Below are 15347 nucleotides of genomic sequence, written 5' to 3'. Positions count from 1 at the left end.
GTTCGGAGAGGAGCCATCCGATATGTCTGTCAAGGCGATCCCCGAGGGCTATACGACCGTCACGCCGTGGATCGTCTCGCGTGACGCGGCCGCGGTCATCGACTATCTCCGCGAGGCGTTCGGTGCCGAGGAGCTGGGCCGGGTGATCGACGCTCGGGGGCTGATCGGGCACGCGGAGGTGCGCATCGGCGACGCGATCGTGATGCTCTTCGACGCTGACCCGCGATGGCCGGCGACGCCCGCGTTTCTCCGGCTCTACGTCGAGGACGCCCACGCCGTGCACCGCCGAGCGGTCGAGGCGGGCGGTGTGTCGATCTCGGAGGTGACACATCTGGCGTTCGGCGACCTGGTCGGGCGGGTGCGCGACCCGTTCGGCAACGTGTGGTGGATCCAGAGCCGGATCGAGGACGTGACGCCCGAGGAGTTGGCGCGGCGCTTCGCCGACCCGCAGTTCACGGCGGCGATGGAATACCTGCAGCGGCCCGAGACCGAGTTCTTTCCCCGAGGAGGAGCCTCCGGGCGAGGTTGACGAGATCCGGTACGGCGGGATGGCTCGGCGGTTGCCTCCAGGTCAGGTGGACCGGGACGGCCGGTACGTCGATCAGCGGGAGGTAGGTGACGGCGGGGTTCGGATAGGTGGCCGCGGTGGCGGTGGTGGTGACGCCGACCGCGTGGCCGGCGGCGATGGCGGCGATCCAGTCGTCGGTGTTGGCGACCTCGACGGTGGCGTTCGGCGCGTCGTCGGCCGGCCAGAGGTCGAGGGTCGCGGTGCCGGCGATGGTGTTGACGGCGATCGGCTCGGCGACCAGATCGTGCAGGGTGAGCCGGGCTTTCCGGGTGAGCGGGCTGTCGGCGGCGACGGCGGCGACGCGCGCCTCGAACAGCAGGAGCACGGTGTCCACCTCGGCGGGCAGGTCGGCCTCGCCGCGGATGACGGCGACGTCGACGGTGCCGTGTCCGAGCCCGGCCAGGCGATCGTCGACGCGCAGGAGCTGCACAGGCGTGTCCGGGTGCTCCTGCTTCCAGAGCCGCAGCAGGGGCGTGGTGTGTTCGCCCAGCGCCGACCAGGCGTGGCCGATGCGCAGGGGCCAGGTCCCGGCGCGGGTGATCGTGCCTTCGGCGGCGATGGCCAGGAAGGCGCGCAGATGCCGCAGCTCGACGGTCATAACCACAGAGCATAACCGCAGCAAAATCGGCATTTCCGTGGCCAGCGGGGTGACTCCTAGCGTCGAAAAGCATGACTGAAGCTCGTTACTCCACCGAGGCGGTGGGGCTGGTCTTGGCAGCGCTGTTGTCAGGCCCGTTCGGCGGCGCGGTCGCGGCGCTGCTGTTCCCCCGGGTCGGGGTGGACGGCGTCGTGACGCTGCGGCTGACGATCGCGGCGCTCGTGCTGCTGGCGGTGTGCCGGCCCCGCGTGCGGGGCTATCGGCGCGCGGACTGGCTGTTGATCGGCGGGTTCGGTGTGGCGCTGGCCGGCATGAACACGCTGGCCTACCACGCGATCGCGCGGATCCCGCTCGGTCCGGTGGTGATGCTGGAGGTGCTGGGGCCGCTCGTGCTGTCGGTTTTGACCGCCCGCCGCGCGGCGAGCTGGCTGTGGGCCGGCCTGGCCGCGGGCGGGGTGGCGTTGCTGACCGGCACCGGATCCGATCGGCTCACCCCGGCGGGGATCGGCTTCGCGGTCGCGGCGGGCGCTGTCTGGGCCGGATACATCATGGCCAGTGCGCGGGCCGGGCAGCGCTTCCCGAAGGCTGACGGGTTGGCCCTGGCGATGATCGCCGCCGCGGTCATCACGCTTCCGCTCGGGGCCGGCACCGCGCTGGTGAATCCTTACGTTCTGGCGATGGGTGCCGCGGTGGCGCTGTTGTCGTCGGCGCTGCCCTACACCCTGGAGCTGCTGGCACTACGCCGCATGCCCACCGCGACCTTCGCCGTGCTGATGAGCCTGGGGCCCGCGGTTGCGGCGATCGCCGGTTATGTCGTCCTGCACCAGCAGCTCACCGCGGTGGAAGGGCTGGCCATCGCGCTGGTCATCGCCGCCAACATCGGCGCCGTGCGGACGCGGCCCACGGAGTGACTGGTCGTCGGCACCGTCGTGCCGCCGAGCAGGCCGGCCAGAACCGACCCGGCGCGGTCAGGGTTTGCGGCCCACCGCGCAGTAGACGTCGAGGGCCTCCGGTGTCGTGCCCGGCTGCGGCCGCCACAGCGAGGTTGACACCACACCCGGTTCGAGCAGGTCCAGGCCCTGGAAGAAGCCGCCGATCTCCTCGGGTGTGCGCAGGTTGTAGGGGTGGCCGTTCTGCTTGGCGACCCGCTGGCTCTCCACGCTCTGCGCGCTGGTGCTCGTCCCGTCGCTCACCACGAGATAACTGCCCGAGGGCACGGCGGCGAGCAGCCGCTCGACGATCGAGCGGGCCTCGGCGTAGTCGGCGACGTTGCCCAGGATGCCGATCATCGTGAGCGCCACGGGTTCGCTGAGGTCCAGCGTCCGGGCGGCCTCGGTCAGGATCCGCTCCGGGTCGTGCACGTCGGCGTCGATGTAGGCGGTCTCGCCCTCCGCCGAACTCGTCAGCAGCGCGCGGGCGTGCACCAGGACGAGGGGATCGTTGTCCACGTAGACGACCCGGGATCCGGGTGCGACCCGCTGCGCGACCTCGTGGGTGTTGTCGGCCGTCGGGAGTCCGGTGCCGATGTCCAGGAACTGCCGGATGCGCTCCTCGCCGGCGAGAAGCGTCACCGCCTGGATCAGGAACCTCCGTTGGGCCTGGGCGACCGCCGCGATCGCCGGGTTCGCCGAGCGGAGCGCGTCGCCCAGCTCCCGGTCGATGGCGTAGTTGTCCGTGCCGTCCAGCAGGTAGTTCCACACCCGCGCGCTGCTCGGCCGGTTCACGTCGATGCTGGGATCGGTCATAGCTGGCGATCCTAGGCACTGCCCGCGGGCTTCGGGAGTGGCGCCGGTCGATGAATCGGGCCGGGCCGGCATCAGTGACCGGCGGTCAGTCCAGCGGGGTCGGCGCGGTGTCGAGCCAGCACCTGCCGGATCACGGCGACGCCCGAGTCGAGGTCGCCGGTGACGCCGATGCTGACGCCGGCTGCGGTCTGCCCGCTTCCGGGTATCACCGTGGAGCCGCTGCTCTCCGCCCAGCCGAGATCCGCCTGCCGCAGAGCCCGGTTCAGATCGGTGCGCACCTCCACCGGGTAGTCCTTCGACCGGCCTGCCACGGGCAGCTTCAGGGTGAACAGGTAGCGGCGGGAGTCGCGCAGCGGGCTCGGACCGTTGCGGGCCGCGACGAGTGATCCGCGGGGCGCGGCGGTGCGCTCCTCGTCGATCCAGCATTGTTCGATCGGGCTCTCCGGGGTGGGCAGGTCGGCCGTCTTCAGGGTGGCTTCGGCCGCGGCCATCAGCTCCTGCCAGGCGGCGAACGGGAAATCGCCGTCGGGCCCGCGCAGGCTGTACAGGTCACGGTCGATGTTCTCGGCCTCGTCCTGGTGAACCGTCCAGACTCCGGCCTCGTCCTGCTGCCACACCACCCCGTTGTACCGGCCGTCGATCCGGTGCAGCCAGTCCCGGGTCCGGGGCCACCACGTCTCGACGGGCCGGGGCGGGCCGAAGTCGACGTCCAGCATCGGAACCTCCGGGTCCACATCGGCCTGGGGTGCGGGCGGCGTGCCGAAAGCGGCGTCCATCATCGGGGTGACGGCGTCCAGATCGTCGCCGGAGCCGAGAACGACGAACCGCCCGGCGAGGGCCAGGACCGGTCCGGGATGCCGGAGCGTGTGGTCGAGCACGGCGGCGGCGCGGGCGATCAGGTCGAGCTCGGCCCACCGCAGGGCGTCAGGGTGCCAGTGCGCCTGATCATCCCAACCCAGGTCCAGGGGCTCGGAACTGTCCGGCGTACGCATCGCCAGGTTGATCGACCGGAGCCCTACGCAGATGTCGAGGACCAGGCCGTAGCCACCACCCACCGAGAACTCCACGACGATCGAGGAGTCGTCGTAGTCGTCGTCGTCTTCGTCCTCGGTGGTGTCGTTCTCGAAGAAGTAGGCGCGCCAGAAATCCGGGTCGGTCAGGCAGGCGCGGAGGTCAGCGGGCAGCGGCATGCGCGGCAGCGTAATACAGGCGGCGGGATCGTCAGCCCGCCACCGGGCTGCGGAGCTGCTGGTGGAGCTGCCCCGCCACGTTGACGACGACGGAGAACCGGAACACCTGGATCTCGTCAGCGGCAAAACTGCCGGTCACGATGGGCGGTGGCGCGTAGGCGTACACCTCGTCGTCGTTCAGCCGCAGACCGCGCCGGTGGAATGCGGCCATGGCCAGGGTGCCCAGCAGGTACTGGTCCTGGCCGTCCTCCGTCTCGAGGTCGGCGATCAGGTCGGCGTAACTCACCCATCCGGCCAGGAGCTCGCCGCCGATCGTGTCGAGGAACCACCACGTGCCCTGTTCGTCCTCGAGGAAGATGTTCCCGAACAGCGAGGCGAAGCGGGGCGTCTTGCCCCGCAGGTCCAGCCACGACCATGACTCCAACGCCTTGGCGTACTGGTCGTCGCTGAACCGCTTGGTGAGCTCCGTGCGCGTATCTGATCAGACCGGTGGGCAGTCCCGGCGACCGCCTCCGCTGATCGCCCACGGAGACGGTCAGCCGGTCATCACCATCAGCATGGTCATCATGCCCTCGTCCTCGTGCACGGTGTTGTGGCAGTGCAACATGTAGCCGAATGTGTTGTCCGCATAATCGGTGAACTGCATGGCGATGACATTCGTGCTCTGCGGCGCGATCAGAATGGTGTCCTTCCATTCAGCATAACCGCCGGTCGGCGCGACTCCGTTGACCGTCAACACCTGGAACGGTACGTCGTGCAAATGGAACGAGTGGGTCAGCCCGGTCGCGTTGGTGATCGTCCACACCTCGGTCGCCCCGAGCGTCGTCATGATCCCGGCCGCTTCCATCGCGGCCATCGTCGTGCCGGCCACCCCGTTGATGAGCATGCTGTTGCCGCGGTTGGACAACGCGATCGTACGAGTGGCGTCCGGACTGCTCACGTCCAACGCCGTGAACGTGGCGAGCGAGCTCGGCAGCTCGTCGGCCGCCGCCGTGGCGCTCGAGGTCAGGGTCACGATCGCGGACGTGCCGCTGCCACCCCGCGCGCCCCCGGCGGTGACCGTCGCCTGCAGGGTCACGCTGTCCCCGCTGGTGACGTCGATACAGATCTCGGCCCGTTCGCCGGCCACGAGCTGCAGACCGGCGACCGAGAGCGGCTTCGACAACAGCGCCGCATCCGTCGCCACCTGGGTGAAGGTGGCGCCGTCGGAGCGGGTGACGGTGATGATGTCCGCGATCGAGGCGTTGAGGACGTGGAAGCGGACCCGGCTCGCGTCCACGGTGAGCGTCGGCGTGCCGTCCACCCCCACGTTGGACCCGTTGACCAGCAGCGGGAACGACGTTGTACTCGCGGTCTCGCCGGCGGTCGTGAACAGCAGCGCCCCGGCCGTGCTGACCGGGTTCGACTGCACGATCAGCGGGAACTGGTCGGTGCCGTAGGTGCTGGGCAGCGCGGCCGCGCCGTCGGTGTCGTCGTCGACGATGAGCATCCCGGCCAGTCCGCTGGCGACCTGCTCGGCCGTGGTGCCCAGTGCGTGCGGGTGGAACCACAGCGTGCACGCCGCCTGATTGATCTCGAAGGACGGCGAGAACGTCCCGCCCGCGTCGATGGTGTTCTGCGGGCCGCCGTCGACCGAGGGCGGGATGTGCGCGCCGTGCCAGTGCACCGTGCTCACGTCGTCGAGGTTGTTGGTGATGTCCATCTGCACGGTGTCGCCCTGGTTCACCTTGAGCACCGGGCCGAGGAACGCCTGGTTGAAGCCGCAGGTCGCGCTCGTGACGCCGCTGAGGATCTCGGTGGTGCCGGACTCCATGCTGAGCTTGAACACCTTCGTCCCGCTGCTGTCGGTGGTGGATTCGAGCAGGGGCGGGACGGTCAGGCTGCCGGAGGCGGTGGCCGCCCGGGCGGGGGCGGCGAATCTCAAGGAGGCGCCTGCGACGGCGAGCGCGCTGATGCCGCGCAGGAAGCCGCGGCGGGTGAGGGCGGTGTGGGCCGGAGCCGATCGTTCGGTCATGGTCGATGAAGCTAGGAATAGACACTGTGGAATGGCTATGCGGGAGATATCAAAATCCACAGATCAGATACAGGAAAGCGTCGCTAATTGTGTGCGGGCTGAATGAAAAGCGTCCCGCACAGCCTCCTGACAACCGTCTCACATGGATCTCAGAGAATGTCTGTCCACGGTGAACGGCGTCAGTTCGGCTTCTCGGAAAGGAACACTCATGCGCAGACGTACCCTGTTCAACGGCGCGATCATCACGACCTGCCTGCTCGCGGTCACCGGTCTCGGCGTCGCGATCGCGAACGCCGCCTCCACGCCGGGGAGCACCACGGCCGCCGGCGGCAGTCAGTGCGAGGCGGTCTTCCTGGTCACGGCCCCGGCCGGCGACGAGGTCGGCAAGCTGTGCACGACGGTCGACGCCGCGGACACCACGATCAACGGGGTCACGGTGGTCTTCACCCCCTCGTCGACCTGCACCGGCAAGGTGATGCTGCGCGTCTCGGGCGCCGACGCGACCGGCGCCGAGTTCGGCAACGTCGAGACCAGCGCCTGCACCTCGGGCGCCGCGAGCGCCGCGTTCACCCCGGTGGCCGAGGTCGCCGCGAACACCTTCCTCTGCGGCACGCTGCTGGCCGACGAGTACACCGCGGCACAGGCCTGCGTCGCGATCTCCTGAGGTGACCTGCCCCGGGGGCCGGTACACCTGACGCGCATTCGGGTCATTGCCTTCCGTAATCAATCGATTACGTTCGATACATGGTGCGAGCGCGATGGATCTTTGTGCTGATGCTCCTGGGGCTGATGGTCACTGTGCCGAGGCCCGCACTCGCCGCCGCGAACGGGTTCACCGACCCGTACGGCCGCGAGCTCACCTTCCGTGGTTTCAACGTCTCCGGCAGCACCAAACTCCATGAGAGCAGCCTGCTGCCGTTCCGCACCACCGCCGACGCGGCCACCTCGGCCACGATCATGCGCGAGCAGACCGGCGCCAACGCGATCCGCTTCCTGATCAGCTGGGAGGGTGTCCAGCCCACCGCGACCACGATCGACACCGCCTATCTGAGCCGGGCGGCCGCCCAGATCAAGCAGTTCACCGACCGCGGCATCCACGTGCTGCTCGACTACCACCAGGACCTCTACGCGTCGTACCTGTTCAACACCGGCAGCTGGTACACCGGCGACGGCGCGCCGAAGTGGGTGATCGACAAGGGGAGTTACCCGGCCGAGTCGTGCGGGATCTGCGTGCTCTGGGGCCAGAACATGCTGACCAACAACGCCGTCCGCAAAGCCGCCTACGACTTCTGGCACAACAACTACGGCGTGCAGGACGCGTATCTCGCCCAGGCGTCGTCCGCGCTGACCTACCTCGGTAATGCGCTGCCCAAGAGCATGTTGCTCGGCGTCGACCCGTTCAACGAGCCGTTCGACGGCGGCCTCGACGGCGCGTCCGGCACCACCTGGGAGCAGAATTTCCTGCTGCCGTTCTACCAGAAGTTCCGCACCGTGATGGACGGCGCGGGCTGGTCGGCCCTCCCGCTCTACGCGGAGCCGTTGGTGTTCTGGAACACCACGTTCGGCGAGGCCGGCGGCCTCTCGACGATTCCCGCGCTGGGCGGCCGCTACGTCTTCAACAGCCACTACTACGACGGCGCCCGGATCACCGTCGACCCGACCGCGGCCGGCGACGGCACCTACTCCGCGGCGATGAACCGCATCCGTGACCGTGCCACCGGCCTCGGCACCACCGGCTTCGTGTCCGAATTCGGCAATGCGATGAGCAGCTCCCGCACCCCGTGGATGATCCGCGCCATGTACCAGGGCCTCGACTCCCGGCTCTCCGGCGCGACGTTCTGGAACAACGCGGCCACCTCCGGCGCCGTCCTCTCCGCCACCCAGTGGCACTGGGACGTCTACAGCGGCCGGCACTCCGAACTGATGAACGGCAATCCGAACAAGGTGCAGACCAGCGGCGACGCCTGGAACGGCGAGGACCACTCGGTGATCGCGGCCGGTGCCCTGCGCCTGGACCGCCGCGTGCTCGACCGCCTCTACCCGTCCGCGGTCGCCGGGCACACCCTGGCTTTCGGCTACGAGGACCTGGCCCGTGACGGGTTCGCCGGCGCCGGCACCCAGCGAGCCTGGCTGACCGTTCCGGCCCGCCTCACCACGATCGCGTCGCTGGTCGCCGCCCGTCAATACGGCGTGCTGGTCTGGCGCGACACCGGCATCACCGCCCCGACCGAAATTCATCTCCCCGGCTCGTTCCTGCCGGCCCGCACCACGGTGGTCAGCGACCTCGGCGCGGTCTCCGGCATCCCGGCCTCCGGCGCGATCACCGCCACCACCGAGACCGGCGCCAGCACCGCCCAGCGCCTCCTGCTGACCGCGCCGGGTTCCGCGTCCGGCACCATCCACGTCGCCCTGATCGTCAACACCGCCGACACCACGAGCATCCCCGCCGCAACACTCACGTCCGCCCGCACCGAACTGCTGAGCTGGGCTTCCAGCAGTTTTTAACCCCAGATCTACCGAACCCCGGCCGGGTTGGTCATCAGCGGCTTCGTGATCGCCGGCGTCGGACTGCTGGTTTATGGCGCAACCGTGCCCGGCATCGCACTCATGGTGGCGGGCCTGGCCGGCGCCCGCTCGGGCGTCGGCTGAGCGCTACCTGGCGGCGGGAGTGGTCTCGCTGACTCGATGGCTGTGGTGGTGATCCTGGTGTTGTGGGCCAGGATCACCTACGACGTCGACGTGTCCTCGGACAGCCGCGCCGGGGTGGCGACGGTGCGGCTGTCCGTCGATCACCACGTCCGGCCGCTGCCAGTGAACTCCGTGGTCCCCGGTCAGTAGATGTTCCACCGCTGGTTCCAGGCCCAGCCGCAGTCCCACACCTGTAGCTTCGCGCCGTCGGTGTGACTGGCATTGGTGACGTCGAGGCACCGGCCGTCGGACATGTTCTCCAGACGGACCCAGTTCAGGTTCGTGTCACCGGTCTGCTGGGGGATCATGTGGGCGCGCCACTGCTGGTTCTTGCTCGAGTTGTTGCAGGTGTACTGCTGCACCACGTCCCCGTTGTCCAGCGAGCCGTCGAGGCGGCGGTCCAGGCACTTGTTGCTCAGCGCGTTGCGCAGGTGGTAGACGCCCATGCCGGAGTCCTTGTACATGAGGTCGACATACCAGCGCTGGTTACGCACCTCGTCCTGGTTCCGGTAGATCCACAGCTGCGCCTGGGTCAGGTTGTCCATCGACCAGCCGGTCATGTCGAGGACTCGGGTCGGGCTGGTGCTGGTCGGCTTGAGCACGCTGATGTAGATCGGGCCGGCGGCCTGCGCCGCCGCCGGGGCGACGAGCAGGGTGAGCAGGGAAAGGGCGACGGTGGCGATCGCGGTGGGCAGTCTGCCGATACGCATGGCTCTCCTCAATAGATCGACTTCGATCACGGTGAGGCTATGAGACGCGCCCGCATCGGACTGTCATCCATCGGACGGCGTCGGATTGGCGTATCGAGCGCTCGGACGCTGGCTGACCGCTACATGGCGGCAGCCGGTCCATGTTCTTTCACGACCGCTTGGGCGGTATCTACGCTGTCAGCGACGTTAGATCTCGCAAGATCTCCGAGGTGGTCACCGGGTCGAGCCGCCCCAGCACGGCGCCTCCCAGGCTGCCCGAGCCGAGGGTCTGCTCGGGGAAGAGGTCCACCGCACCGACCGCAATGCCCGGCGATAGCGTCAGCGAGAAGATCCGGCCATCGCCCACCGGGACCTCGATCTCGCTCTGCACTCCGCCGTCCATCGGTGATGCCCGCCGCCAGCCGCGCCTTTCCAGCCCGAGCACCTTGCCGGTGGGCACCGTGCGGCCGTGGAAGCGGAGTAGATCCGGGCCTGCCGCCTCGTTCGCGCCGAGCTCGAAGACCTCCCGCGTCAACTGCGCAAACGGCTGCAAGATCTGGTAGTCAGCAAATACTTCGACCCAACCCGGACCCGTCGCGCCGAGATGCAGCGGATGGGCCACGCCTACAGTCGTCCCGGCCGCCGGCTCGACTCGCTCGTCATGCACATCGGCCAGGGTGCGATCCTCGGCGACCCGAACCGTGCCGACCAGCGCTCCGTCACCGTCGTAGACGCCCCACACCAGACGTTTCGCCACGTGCCAAAGCAACGGGTGTTGCACGACGAACAGCCGGAAGTCGGCCACGCTCCAGCGCCATCCGGCCACCATCGCCCGCTCCAACCGGCTCACTTGTACGGCGGCGACGGTGCGTACGTCCTTCTTCAACGCGGCAAACCGCTGGAATGCCTCCGGGGCGAGCGAAGCATCGTCACGCACCCCCGGCTTGGGCAGCGCCCGGAGCCGCTTACCGGCAGTATCCTGCACGTACGGCGTCAGGCGCTCGTCGAAGCCAACAGTGAACCGGCGGGGACCGTAGTCGAGGACCAGGCCCCCTTCAGCGGCCAGGCCGAAGTCCGGGACCAGCCGGTCGGCCAACTGCTCCGAGCTCAGGCCCAGCCGACCCGCAACGCGGGTCATCGTCTGCTCGGCGGCGACCTTGAGTCCCTTGTAGCGGCTCCGCTGAACGATGGCGGACAACTGCAGCAACGCCACCTCGGTGCCGATTTGGGCCAGGACCTCCAACCCCGTGACGGCACGAGCGTGCCCGCCCTCTCCCGGCCAGCTCAGAATTCGCGGGGTCAGCCGGCGAGCCGTCTCGTCGTCACCAACCATGCCGAGCGCCTCCAACACCCACAACTGCTTGGCGTCGGCACCGTTCGCCTGCCACAACTTGAACAGCGCCCAGCCGAACTCGGCGAGGTCGGCCGGCTCCAGCATCGCGGCGGTCGGTGCCAGCCCCGGATAGTGGTCGGTGACGCCCAAGGCGAGAACCATCGCCAGATCGGTGAGCACCTCGGCCGGCAGCACGCGCGACTTGTCGCGCAGCCGGACCGGCGGGATCAGCGCCGGTTCCTCCCACGCAGGCACGGACGGCAGCTTTGCCGGCAGCCACTGCAGCGGGTCGGTGGCCAGCATGGTCTCCAGCCCAGCGGCCGCCGCCGGGCCGTGTGAGCGGGCGACGCCGCGCACTGTGTCGCCATGCCCGCCGTCCACCAGCGCGCGCACGCCCAGTTCGGCGCGGCGCCGGTCGGCGTGGCTCGACCCAAGCGAGCGCGGCACGAGATCACCGGCGGCCGCATGTGGGTGCCGATCGAGCCAGGCCCAGGCCGCCACCCGCTGCTCCGGTCGGTGAACGAACCAGTAGTTCATCAGCCACGGCAACACCGGCGCCTCGAAGGGCTGCAACAACCCGATCACCGCGGCGGGTGCTTGTTTGGCCTGCTCCAGCAGCGCGGGCAGTGCCGCCACCCCGGCACCGAACTGGTGAAATGGTGACGCGAGGAAGTTCTCCCGCTCACCCGGCAGCCACTGGACTGACTCCGCCGGCCGGACTGGATCGAGCCTCAGCCGGACCGGTTTCACTCGGCCGCGATCCCGCCACGGCGGGGCGGTCAGCAACGGAGGCAACGACTCGATGGGCTCGGGCAGTGCGAACGACATCCCGGCAACCTATTTCATCCATCCGCTCGAAGATCAACCCCGGCTGGCGCAGAACGCTGCGAAATCGCGCGCGAGGTCGCAGTTTCGCCCGTCGGGCCGACCGCCAGCCGACCTCTGAATCAGCACCTCGACACCCTTGACTGCCGATCGGCTCGCGGGTTGGCCGTTTTCCTTCGATCAGCCTATTCGATCAAGCCAAACGGCCAGATTTCGTGTATGTCGCGCCCACAACACCAACACTGTCGGACCCCGGGAGTAGCGTCTCCGCGCGGCACCACTACAGACGGTGATCTTGAATCAGGGGCGCGAGGTGATGTGCTGCCTTCTGCCACTCCGCTATCGGTCGCGAAACGCAGCCGGTAGCAGTCACCATCGTTGAGTGCTAAAGTATGATATAGCGTCCAGGAGAAGACAAACGTGCCATATCGGAACAAGACTTACGTTGCTTTCGCCAGCGAGGACCTTCACTACTACCGGCTCATGACGGCTTGGCGCGACAACGAGCATATAAAGTTCGACCTCCTGGATGCTCACAGCATCAATACCGCTCTCGACACCAGCCAGCCAGACACAATCCGACGTCGGCTGCGTGAGCGCCTTGCGAACACCAAGCAAGCTGTAGTGCTGATCAGTGACACCACCAAACCCAAGGCTGCGCGATCAAATAGCTTTCTCTACTACGAGATCGAAGTCATTGCGAGGCTAAATCTGCCGGTCGTGTTCGTAAATCTCAACGGATCACGCAGGGTGCAATCTGCCAAGATCCCGACGACGCTTGTGTCCCAATATAGCGCCAGCGTTTCCTTTCAGCCCAAAATTGTCCAATATGCACTCGACGAGCATGTAGAGGATTTTTACGCCAACCTTGCCGCCAGGGTTCCGAAAACCGGCGCTTTTTACTACGAGGCTACAATTTACGAAAAGCTCGGCCTGTGAACCTCAAAGCATTTCAAAAGACACTGCTGTCACGTCGCACCTCCCGCCGTTGGGTAGTTGCCTTTCTGGCTGGCCTGGGATTCCTAGCGGGCGTCGCCGGCCTTCTCGCCGCCCTCTTCCCTGATGCGGCCAAGAAGCAGACCAACTGGTACTTGTGGGTGGTCATCGGCGTACCCGTTGTCTGGGGTGTCTTGGTCGCACTCCCGCGTCGTCACTATAGCCGCCGTTTCAGCCATCCCGACATGGAGATCTCCATCGTCGTAGGGGATCTCTTCGAACAAGATGGCCATGTTATTATCGGCATGAGCGACACGTTCGATACCGAAACTCCAGTCATCATCCAAAGGCGAGGAATCCAAGGGCAGCTTCTCACCCGAGTCTATGGAGATGACCTGCCGAAACTCGACCAGGATCTCCAGAAGGCGTTGCACGGGTCGACGGTCGTAGCGACAGAGACCGCTGCCAACAAGCCCGCCGGTAAACGCGATCGATATGCCGTCGGCACAGTTGCCGTTTTGGGTGACGTTGACCGTCATTTCTTCTGTGTTGCTTATACCCGCATGGGCAACAACAACGTGGCGCAAGGGAGCGTTTCCGACTTGTGGCAAAGCCTGTGCGCAGCATGGGAGGCTGTACGCAATAACGGCCAAGGCGATCCCGTCTCGATCCCTGTTGTCGGCTCCGGGCTCGCGCGGCTCTCCAGTCAAATCAGCCGGCCCGACCTCGTGCGCTTGATTCTTCTATCGTTCTTGACTGCATCTCGGGCCCAGATCGTAACGAGTCACCTGCGGATTGTGATTCACCCGAAAGACGCCGAGAACATGGACCTACGAGAACTCGCAGACTTCCTGGAGGCGCAGTAAGTGCGAGGCGAACAGGCGGTTGAGGCTCAAGGCGCTTGCGGTACGAAGGAGTTGGCGTGACGGTCGCCGCTGCTCAGACGTTCGATTACGACGTAGCACTGTCCTACGCGGGGGAAGACCGTGCGTACGTCCAGCAGGTCGCCGAACTGCTGAAACAACGAGACATACGGATCTTCTACGACGAGTACGCCGCTGCCGAGTTGTGGGGCAGTGATCTTTACGTACTTCTCGACGAGGTCTATAGAAAACGCGCACGTTTCGCCGTCGCGTTCGTATCGGCTCACTACGTCAGCAAAACTTGGACGCGACACGAGCGTCAGAGCGTGCAGGCACGAGCACTTATAGAAATCGGCCCCTACTTATTGCCGGTTCGCCTCGACGATAGCGAACTCCCCGGGCTTCGTCCGACCGTCGCGTACGTTGATGCTCGGCGAAAGTTGCCCGAACAGCTCGTATCATTAATCGAGCAGAAGCTCTCGGTCACACCGGGCGTGACTACCATTGAGCCACCCGTTCTGAGAGTGCCGCGAACGACGGATCAACAACGCGAATTGCTAGCGCAGCGCCCACCCGCCTGGGAGTACCTGCTGTATGCGGGTGTGCTCTGGCAGCGTCGTGAGGCGTTGGAGCCGAAATGGCGCGACCACGAGTTGGGCTACGCCCGCCGCACCGGTCAGCATTTCGATGACCGTGAGGTATTTGATTTCCTCGGAAATGTTTTCAATGATCTACAGGCGTTTGGCCCAAATATCTTGAAAATGCTCGCTACCCAAGCCCAGGAACGTGCCTTTGGGCCGCTCGGCCAATCTGGCGACCCAGCACTCATTGAGCACATCGCGACGCGCTTCGTAGAGGTTTACGAGGACCTGATTGATATGGCTGCAAATCTACGTGGTGCGGGTGTTTCCCGTAAACTAGCGCCATATATGGAGACTGCTGCGCACCTTACTGATACCCCGCTTCGCGAAATCCGAGAATTTATCGACCAAATTGTTGCTGTTGCAGACAGTCTCCCGGAGAGGCTTGCCACCGGCGACCCCATTGTCATTGAGTTGATGTTCACGCTGACCGTTGATGACGAAGCACTTAAGAATCATGAGCGTGAGGGAGAACGCGTTAAAACCAGGCTGCTCGAATAGGTTTGGACAGCTTCGAGCGGCAAAGATCCGTCTCAAGCGTCAGCATCCACGACGCGCCTCTTCCGCTCCCTCATCAAGATCGTCCTGATGCAGCTCGAGGTGACGCCGTACTGCTTGGCAAGCACGCGCGACGACAGGGCCGGCCCGCGACTTCTCCACGATCGCTTCCCGCTGATTCGCGCTGAGCCGTTTGCGCATAGGCCCGAGCGCGTCACTCGCAGACGCCACTCACGGAACGTCCGTTTGATCCCTTTGCAGTCCCGGCCCAGTTACCCGGCCGTCCGCCGGGGGCCGCGGCGATCTCCGGCAAGCTGTCGCGGACCGGTCCCACGGTGGCGAAGTGCATGGGCAGATCGGCGCCCGGCTGCTCGTGCTCGCCGCGTCGCAGCCGGATCAGCTCGTGCAACTGCTCGGCGGGTCCGGTTCCGTCGAAGTACCCGAAGATCTCGTCATGGCTCAGGTGGACGACGTCGTGCGGGTCGCCGATCGCGCCGCGGACGGCCAGGGCGTGACCGAGCGGGGCAAAGGTGCGTTTGGCGAACCCGAACAGTTCGCTGCGGCAGTAGCGGGAGTCCTCACGGAACCGGATGTACCGGCGTTGGGGTGGTGATCAGCCGTGCGCCTTCGTCGATGGGATGTCGCTAGAACTCATCACCCACGGCGGTAACCGTTACAGCAGCTGTTGCGGATGACGCAGCGCTTCCATGACTGCCGCGACGAGGTGGCGGCTCGCGTGCTCGCGGCCCTGCGTGCGGT

General features: G+C 66.6%; 16 protein-coding genes. 9 read left to right on the top strand and 7 right to left on the bottom strand.

The genetic code is table 11. The features are described from left to right. Positions 1-22 precede the first annotated feature (22 nt). Complete coding sequence (locus ADL15_RS04255; protein WP_067685254.1) at positions 23-529, top strand: VOC family protein; 507 nt, start codon at positions 23-25, stop codon at positions 527-529. Here the strand turns inward: ADL15_RS04255 and ADL15_RS04250 are convergent. Further along, the gene (locus ADL15_RS04250) at positions 453-1166 is read right to left on the bottom strand and encodes a LysR substrate-binding domain-containing protein (RefSeq protein WP_067685253.1); all 714 of its coding nucleotides are present in this window, start codon (positions 1164-1166) and stop codon (positions 453-455) included. The genes ADL15_RS04255 and ADL15_RS04250 overlap by 77 nt on opposite strands. Positions 1167-1237: 71 nt before the next feature. Here ADL15_RS04250 and ADL15_RS04245 point away from each other — a divergent pair, with 71 nt between their 5' ends. Next, entirely contained in the window at positions 1238-2077 is an 840-nt protein-coding gene (locus tag ADL15_RS04245) for an EamA family transporter (protein ID WP_083970887.1), read from the top strand. Positions 2078-2134: 57 nt separating this feature from the next. On the opposite strand, the gene ADL15_RS04240 is transcribed toward ADL15_RS04245, so the two are convergent. The 4 genes from ADL15_RS04240 to ADL15_RS04225 all read right to left on the bottom strand — a co-directional run bounded on the left by ADL15_RS04240 (position 2135) and on the right by ADL15_RS04225 (position 6115). Beyond that, complete coding sequence (locus ADL15_RS04240) at positions 2135-2911, bottom strand: SAM-dependent methyltransferase (protein WP_067685251.1); 777 nt, start codon at positions 2909-2911, stop codon at positions 2135-2137. 71 nt (positions 2912-2982) lie between these two features. After that, positions 2983-4101, bottom strand: coding sequence for a hypothetical protein (locus ADL15_RS04235; RefSeq protein WP_067685250.1), 1119 nt, complete (start codon positions 4099-4101; stop codon positions 2983-2985). Between the two features lie 31 nt (positions 4102-4132). Beyond that, complete coding sequence (locus ADL15_RS04230; RefSeq protein WP_067685249.1) at positions 4133-4525, bottom strand: hypothetical protein; 393 nt, start codon at positions 4523-4525, stop codon at positions 4133-4135. 111 nt (positions 4526-4636) lie between these two features. Next, positions 4637-6115 carry a multicopper oxidase family protein gene (locus ADL15_RS04225; protein ID WP_067685248.1) on the bottom strand — a complete coding sequence of 493 codons (1479 nt, stop codon included), beginning with the start codon at positions 6113-6115 and terminating at the stop codon, positions 4637-4639. A gap of 208 nt (positions 6116-6323) precedes the next feature. On the opposite strand from ADL15_RS04225, the gene ADL15_RS04220 reads away from it, so the two are divergent. From ADL15_RS04220 to ADL15_RS52645, 3 genes are all read left to right on the top strand, one after another. Then, on the top strand, positions 6324-6779 hold the full coding sequence (locus ADL15_RS04220) for a hypothetical protein (protein WP_067685247.1): 456 nt from the start codon (positions 6324-6326) through the stop codon (positions 6777-6779). Positions 6780-6859: 80 nt separating this feature from the next. After that, entirely contained in the window at positions 6860-8620 is a 1761-nt protein-coding gene (locus ADL15_RS04215; RefSeq protein WP_067685246.1) for a cellulase family glycosylhydrolase, read from the top strand. Positions 8621-8800: 180 nt separating this feature from the next. Beyond that, positions 8801-8953 carry a hypothetical protein gene (locus ADL15_RS52645; protein WP_157441155.1) on the top strand — a complete coding sequence of 51 codons (153 nt, stop codon included), beginning with the start codon at positions 8801-8803 and terminating at the stop codon, positions 8951-8953. Here the strand turns inward: ADL15_RS52645 and ADL15_RS04210 are convergent. Then, on the bottom strand, positions 8947-9513 hold the full coding sequence (locus tag ADL15_RS04210) for an RICIN domain-containing protein (protein WP_067685245.1): 567 nt from the start codon (positions 9511-9513) through the stop codon (positions 8947-8949). The genes ADL15_RS52645 and ADL15_RS04210 overlap by 7 nt on opposite strands. A 169-nt stretch (positions 9514-9682) precedes the next feature. After that, positions 9683-11653: a DUF4132 domain-containing protein gene (locus ADL15_RS04205; protein WP_067685244.1), complete on the bottom strand. Its 1971-nt coding sequence runs from the start codon at positions 11651-11653 to the stop codon at positions 9683-9685. Positions 11654-12070: 417 nt separating this feature from the next. On the opposite strand from ADL15_RS04205, the gene ADL15_RS51015 reads away from it, so the two are divergent. The 4 genes from ADL15_RS51015 (at position 12071) to ADL15_RS04195 (ending at position 15201) form a co-directional block, all read left to right on the top strand. Further along, positions 12071-12589 (top strand): TIR domain-containing protein, encoded by a 519-nt coding sequence (locus ADL15_RS51015; RefSeq protein ID WP_083970886.1) that lies wholly within the window; start codon positions 12071-12073, stop codon positions 12587-12589. Continuing rightward, complete coding sequence (locus ADL15_RS52640) at positions 12586-13452, top strand: macro domain-containing protein (RefSeq protein ID WP_157441154.1); 867 nt, start codon at positions 12586-12588, stop codon at positions 13450-13452. The genes ADL15_RS51015 and ADL15_RS52640 overlap by 4 nt, the downstream gene beginning before the upstream one ends. 56 nt (positions 13453-13508) lie before the next feature. Next, positions 13509-14591, top strand: coding sequence for a toll/interleukin-1 receptor domain-containing protein (locus ADL15_RS51010; protein WP_198170516.1), 1083 nt, complete (start codon positions 13509-13511; stop codon positions 14589-14591). A 340-nt stretch (positions 14592-14931) separates the two neighbouring features. Further along, entirely contained in the window at positions 14932-15201 is a 270-nt protein-coding gene (locus tag ADL15_RS04195) for a hypothetical protein (protein ID WP_067685242.1), read from the top strand. Positions 15202-15347: the final 146 nt, after the last annotated feature.

Origin of the sequence: Actinoplanes awajinensis subsp. mycoplanecinus (genome assembly GCF_001509495.1) — a bacterium.
Taxonomy (GTDB): Bacteria; Actinomycetota; Actinomycetes; order Mycobacteriales; family Micromonosporaceae; genus Actinoplanes; species Actinoplanes palleronii.
The sequence above is the reverse complement of the archived record's forward strand: the minus strand, read 5'-3'. Positions and strand labels throughout refer to the sequence as shown.

Excerpts from the sequence above, each read along its gene's own strand:
- ADL15_RS04255 (WP_067685254.1), top strand. The coding sequence starts at position 23 with ATGTCTGTCAAGGCGATCCCCGAGGGCTATACGACCGTCACGCCGTGG.
- ADL15_RS04250 (WP_067685253.1), bottom strand. The coding sequence starts at position 1,166 with ATGACCGTCGAGCTGCGGCATCTGCGCGCCTTCCTGGCCATCGCCGCC.
- ADL15_RS04245 (WP_083970887.1), top strand. The coding sequence starts at position 1,238 with ATGACTGAAGCTCGTTACTCCACCGAGGCGGTGGGGCTGGTCTTGGCA.
- ADL15_RS04240 (WP_067685251.1), bottom strand. The coding sequence starts at position 2,911 with ATGACCGATCCCAGCATCGACGTGAACCGGCCGAGCAGCGCGCGGGTG.
- ADL15_RS04235 (WP_067685250.1), bottom strand. The coding sequence starts at position 4,101 with ATGCCGCTGCCCGCTGACCTCCGCGCCTGCCTGACCGACCCGGATTTC.
- ADL15_RS04225 (WP_067685248.1), bottom strand. The coding sequence starts at position 6,115 with ATGACCGAACGATCGGCTCCGGCCCACACCGCCCTCACCCGCCGCGGC.
- ADL15_RS04220 (WP_067685247.1), top strand. The coding sequence starts at position 6,324 with ATGCGCAGACGTACCCTGTTCAACGGCGCGATCATCACGACCTGCCTG.
- ADL15_RS04215 (WP_067685246.1), top strand. The coding sequence starts at position 6,860 with ATGGTGCGAGCGCGATGGATCTTTGTGCTGATGCTCCTGGGGCTGATG.
- ADL15_RS52645 (WP_157441155.1), top strand. The coding sequence starts at position 8,801 with ATGGCTGTGGTGGTGATCCTGGTGTTGTGGGCCAGGATCACCTACGAC.
- ADL15_RS04210 (WP_067685245.1), bottom strand. The coding sequence starts at position 9,513 with ATGCGTATCGGCAGACTGCCCACCGCGATCGCCACCGTCGCCCTTTCC.
- ADL15_RS04205 (WP_067685244.1), bottom strand. The coding sequence starts at position 11,653 with ATGTCGTTCGCACTGCCCGAGCCCATCGAGTCGTTGCCTCCGTTGCTG.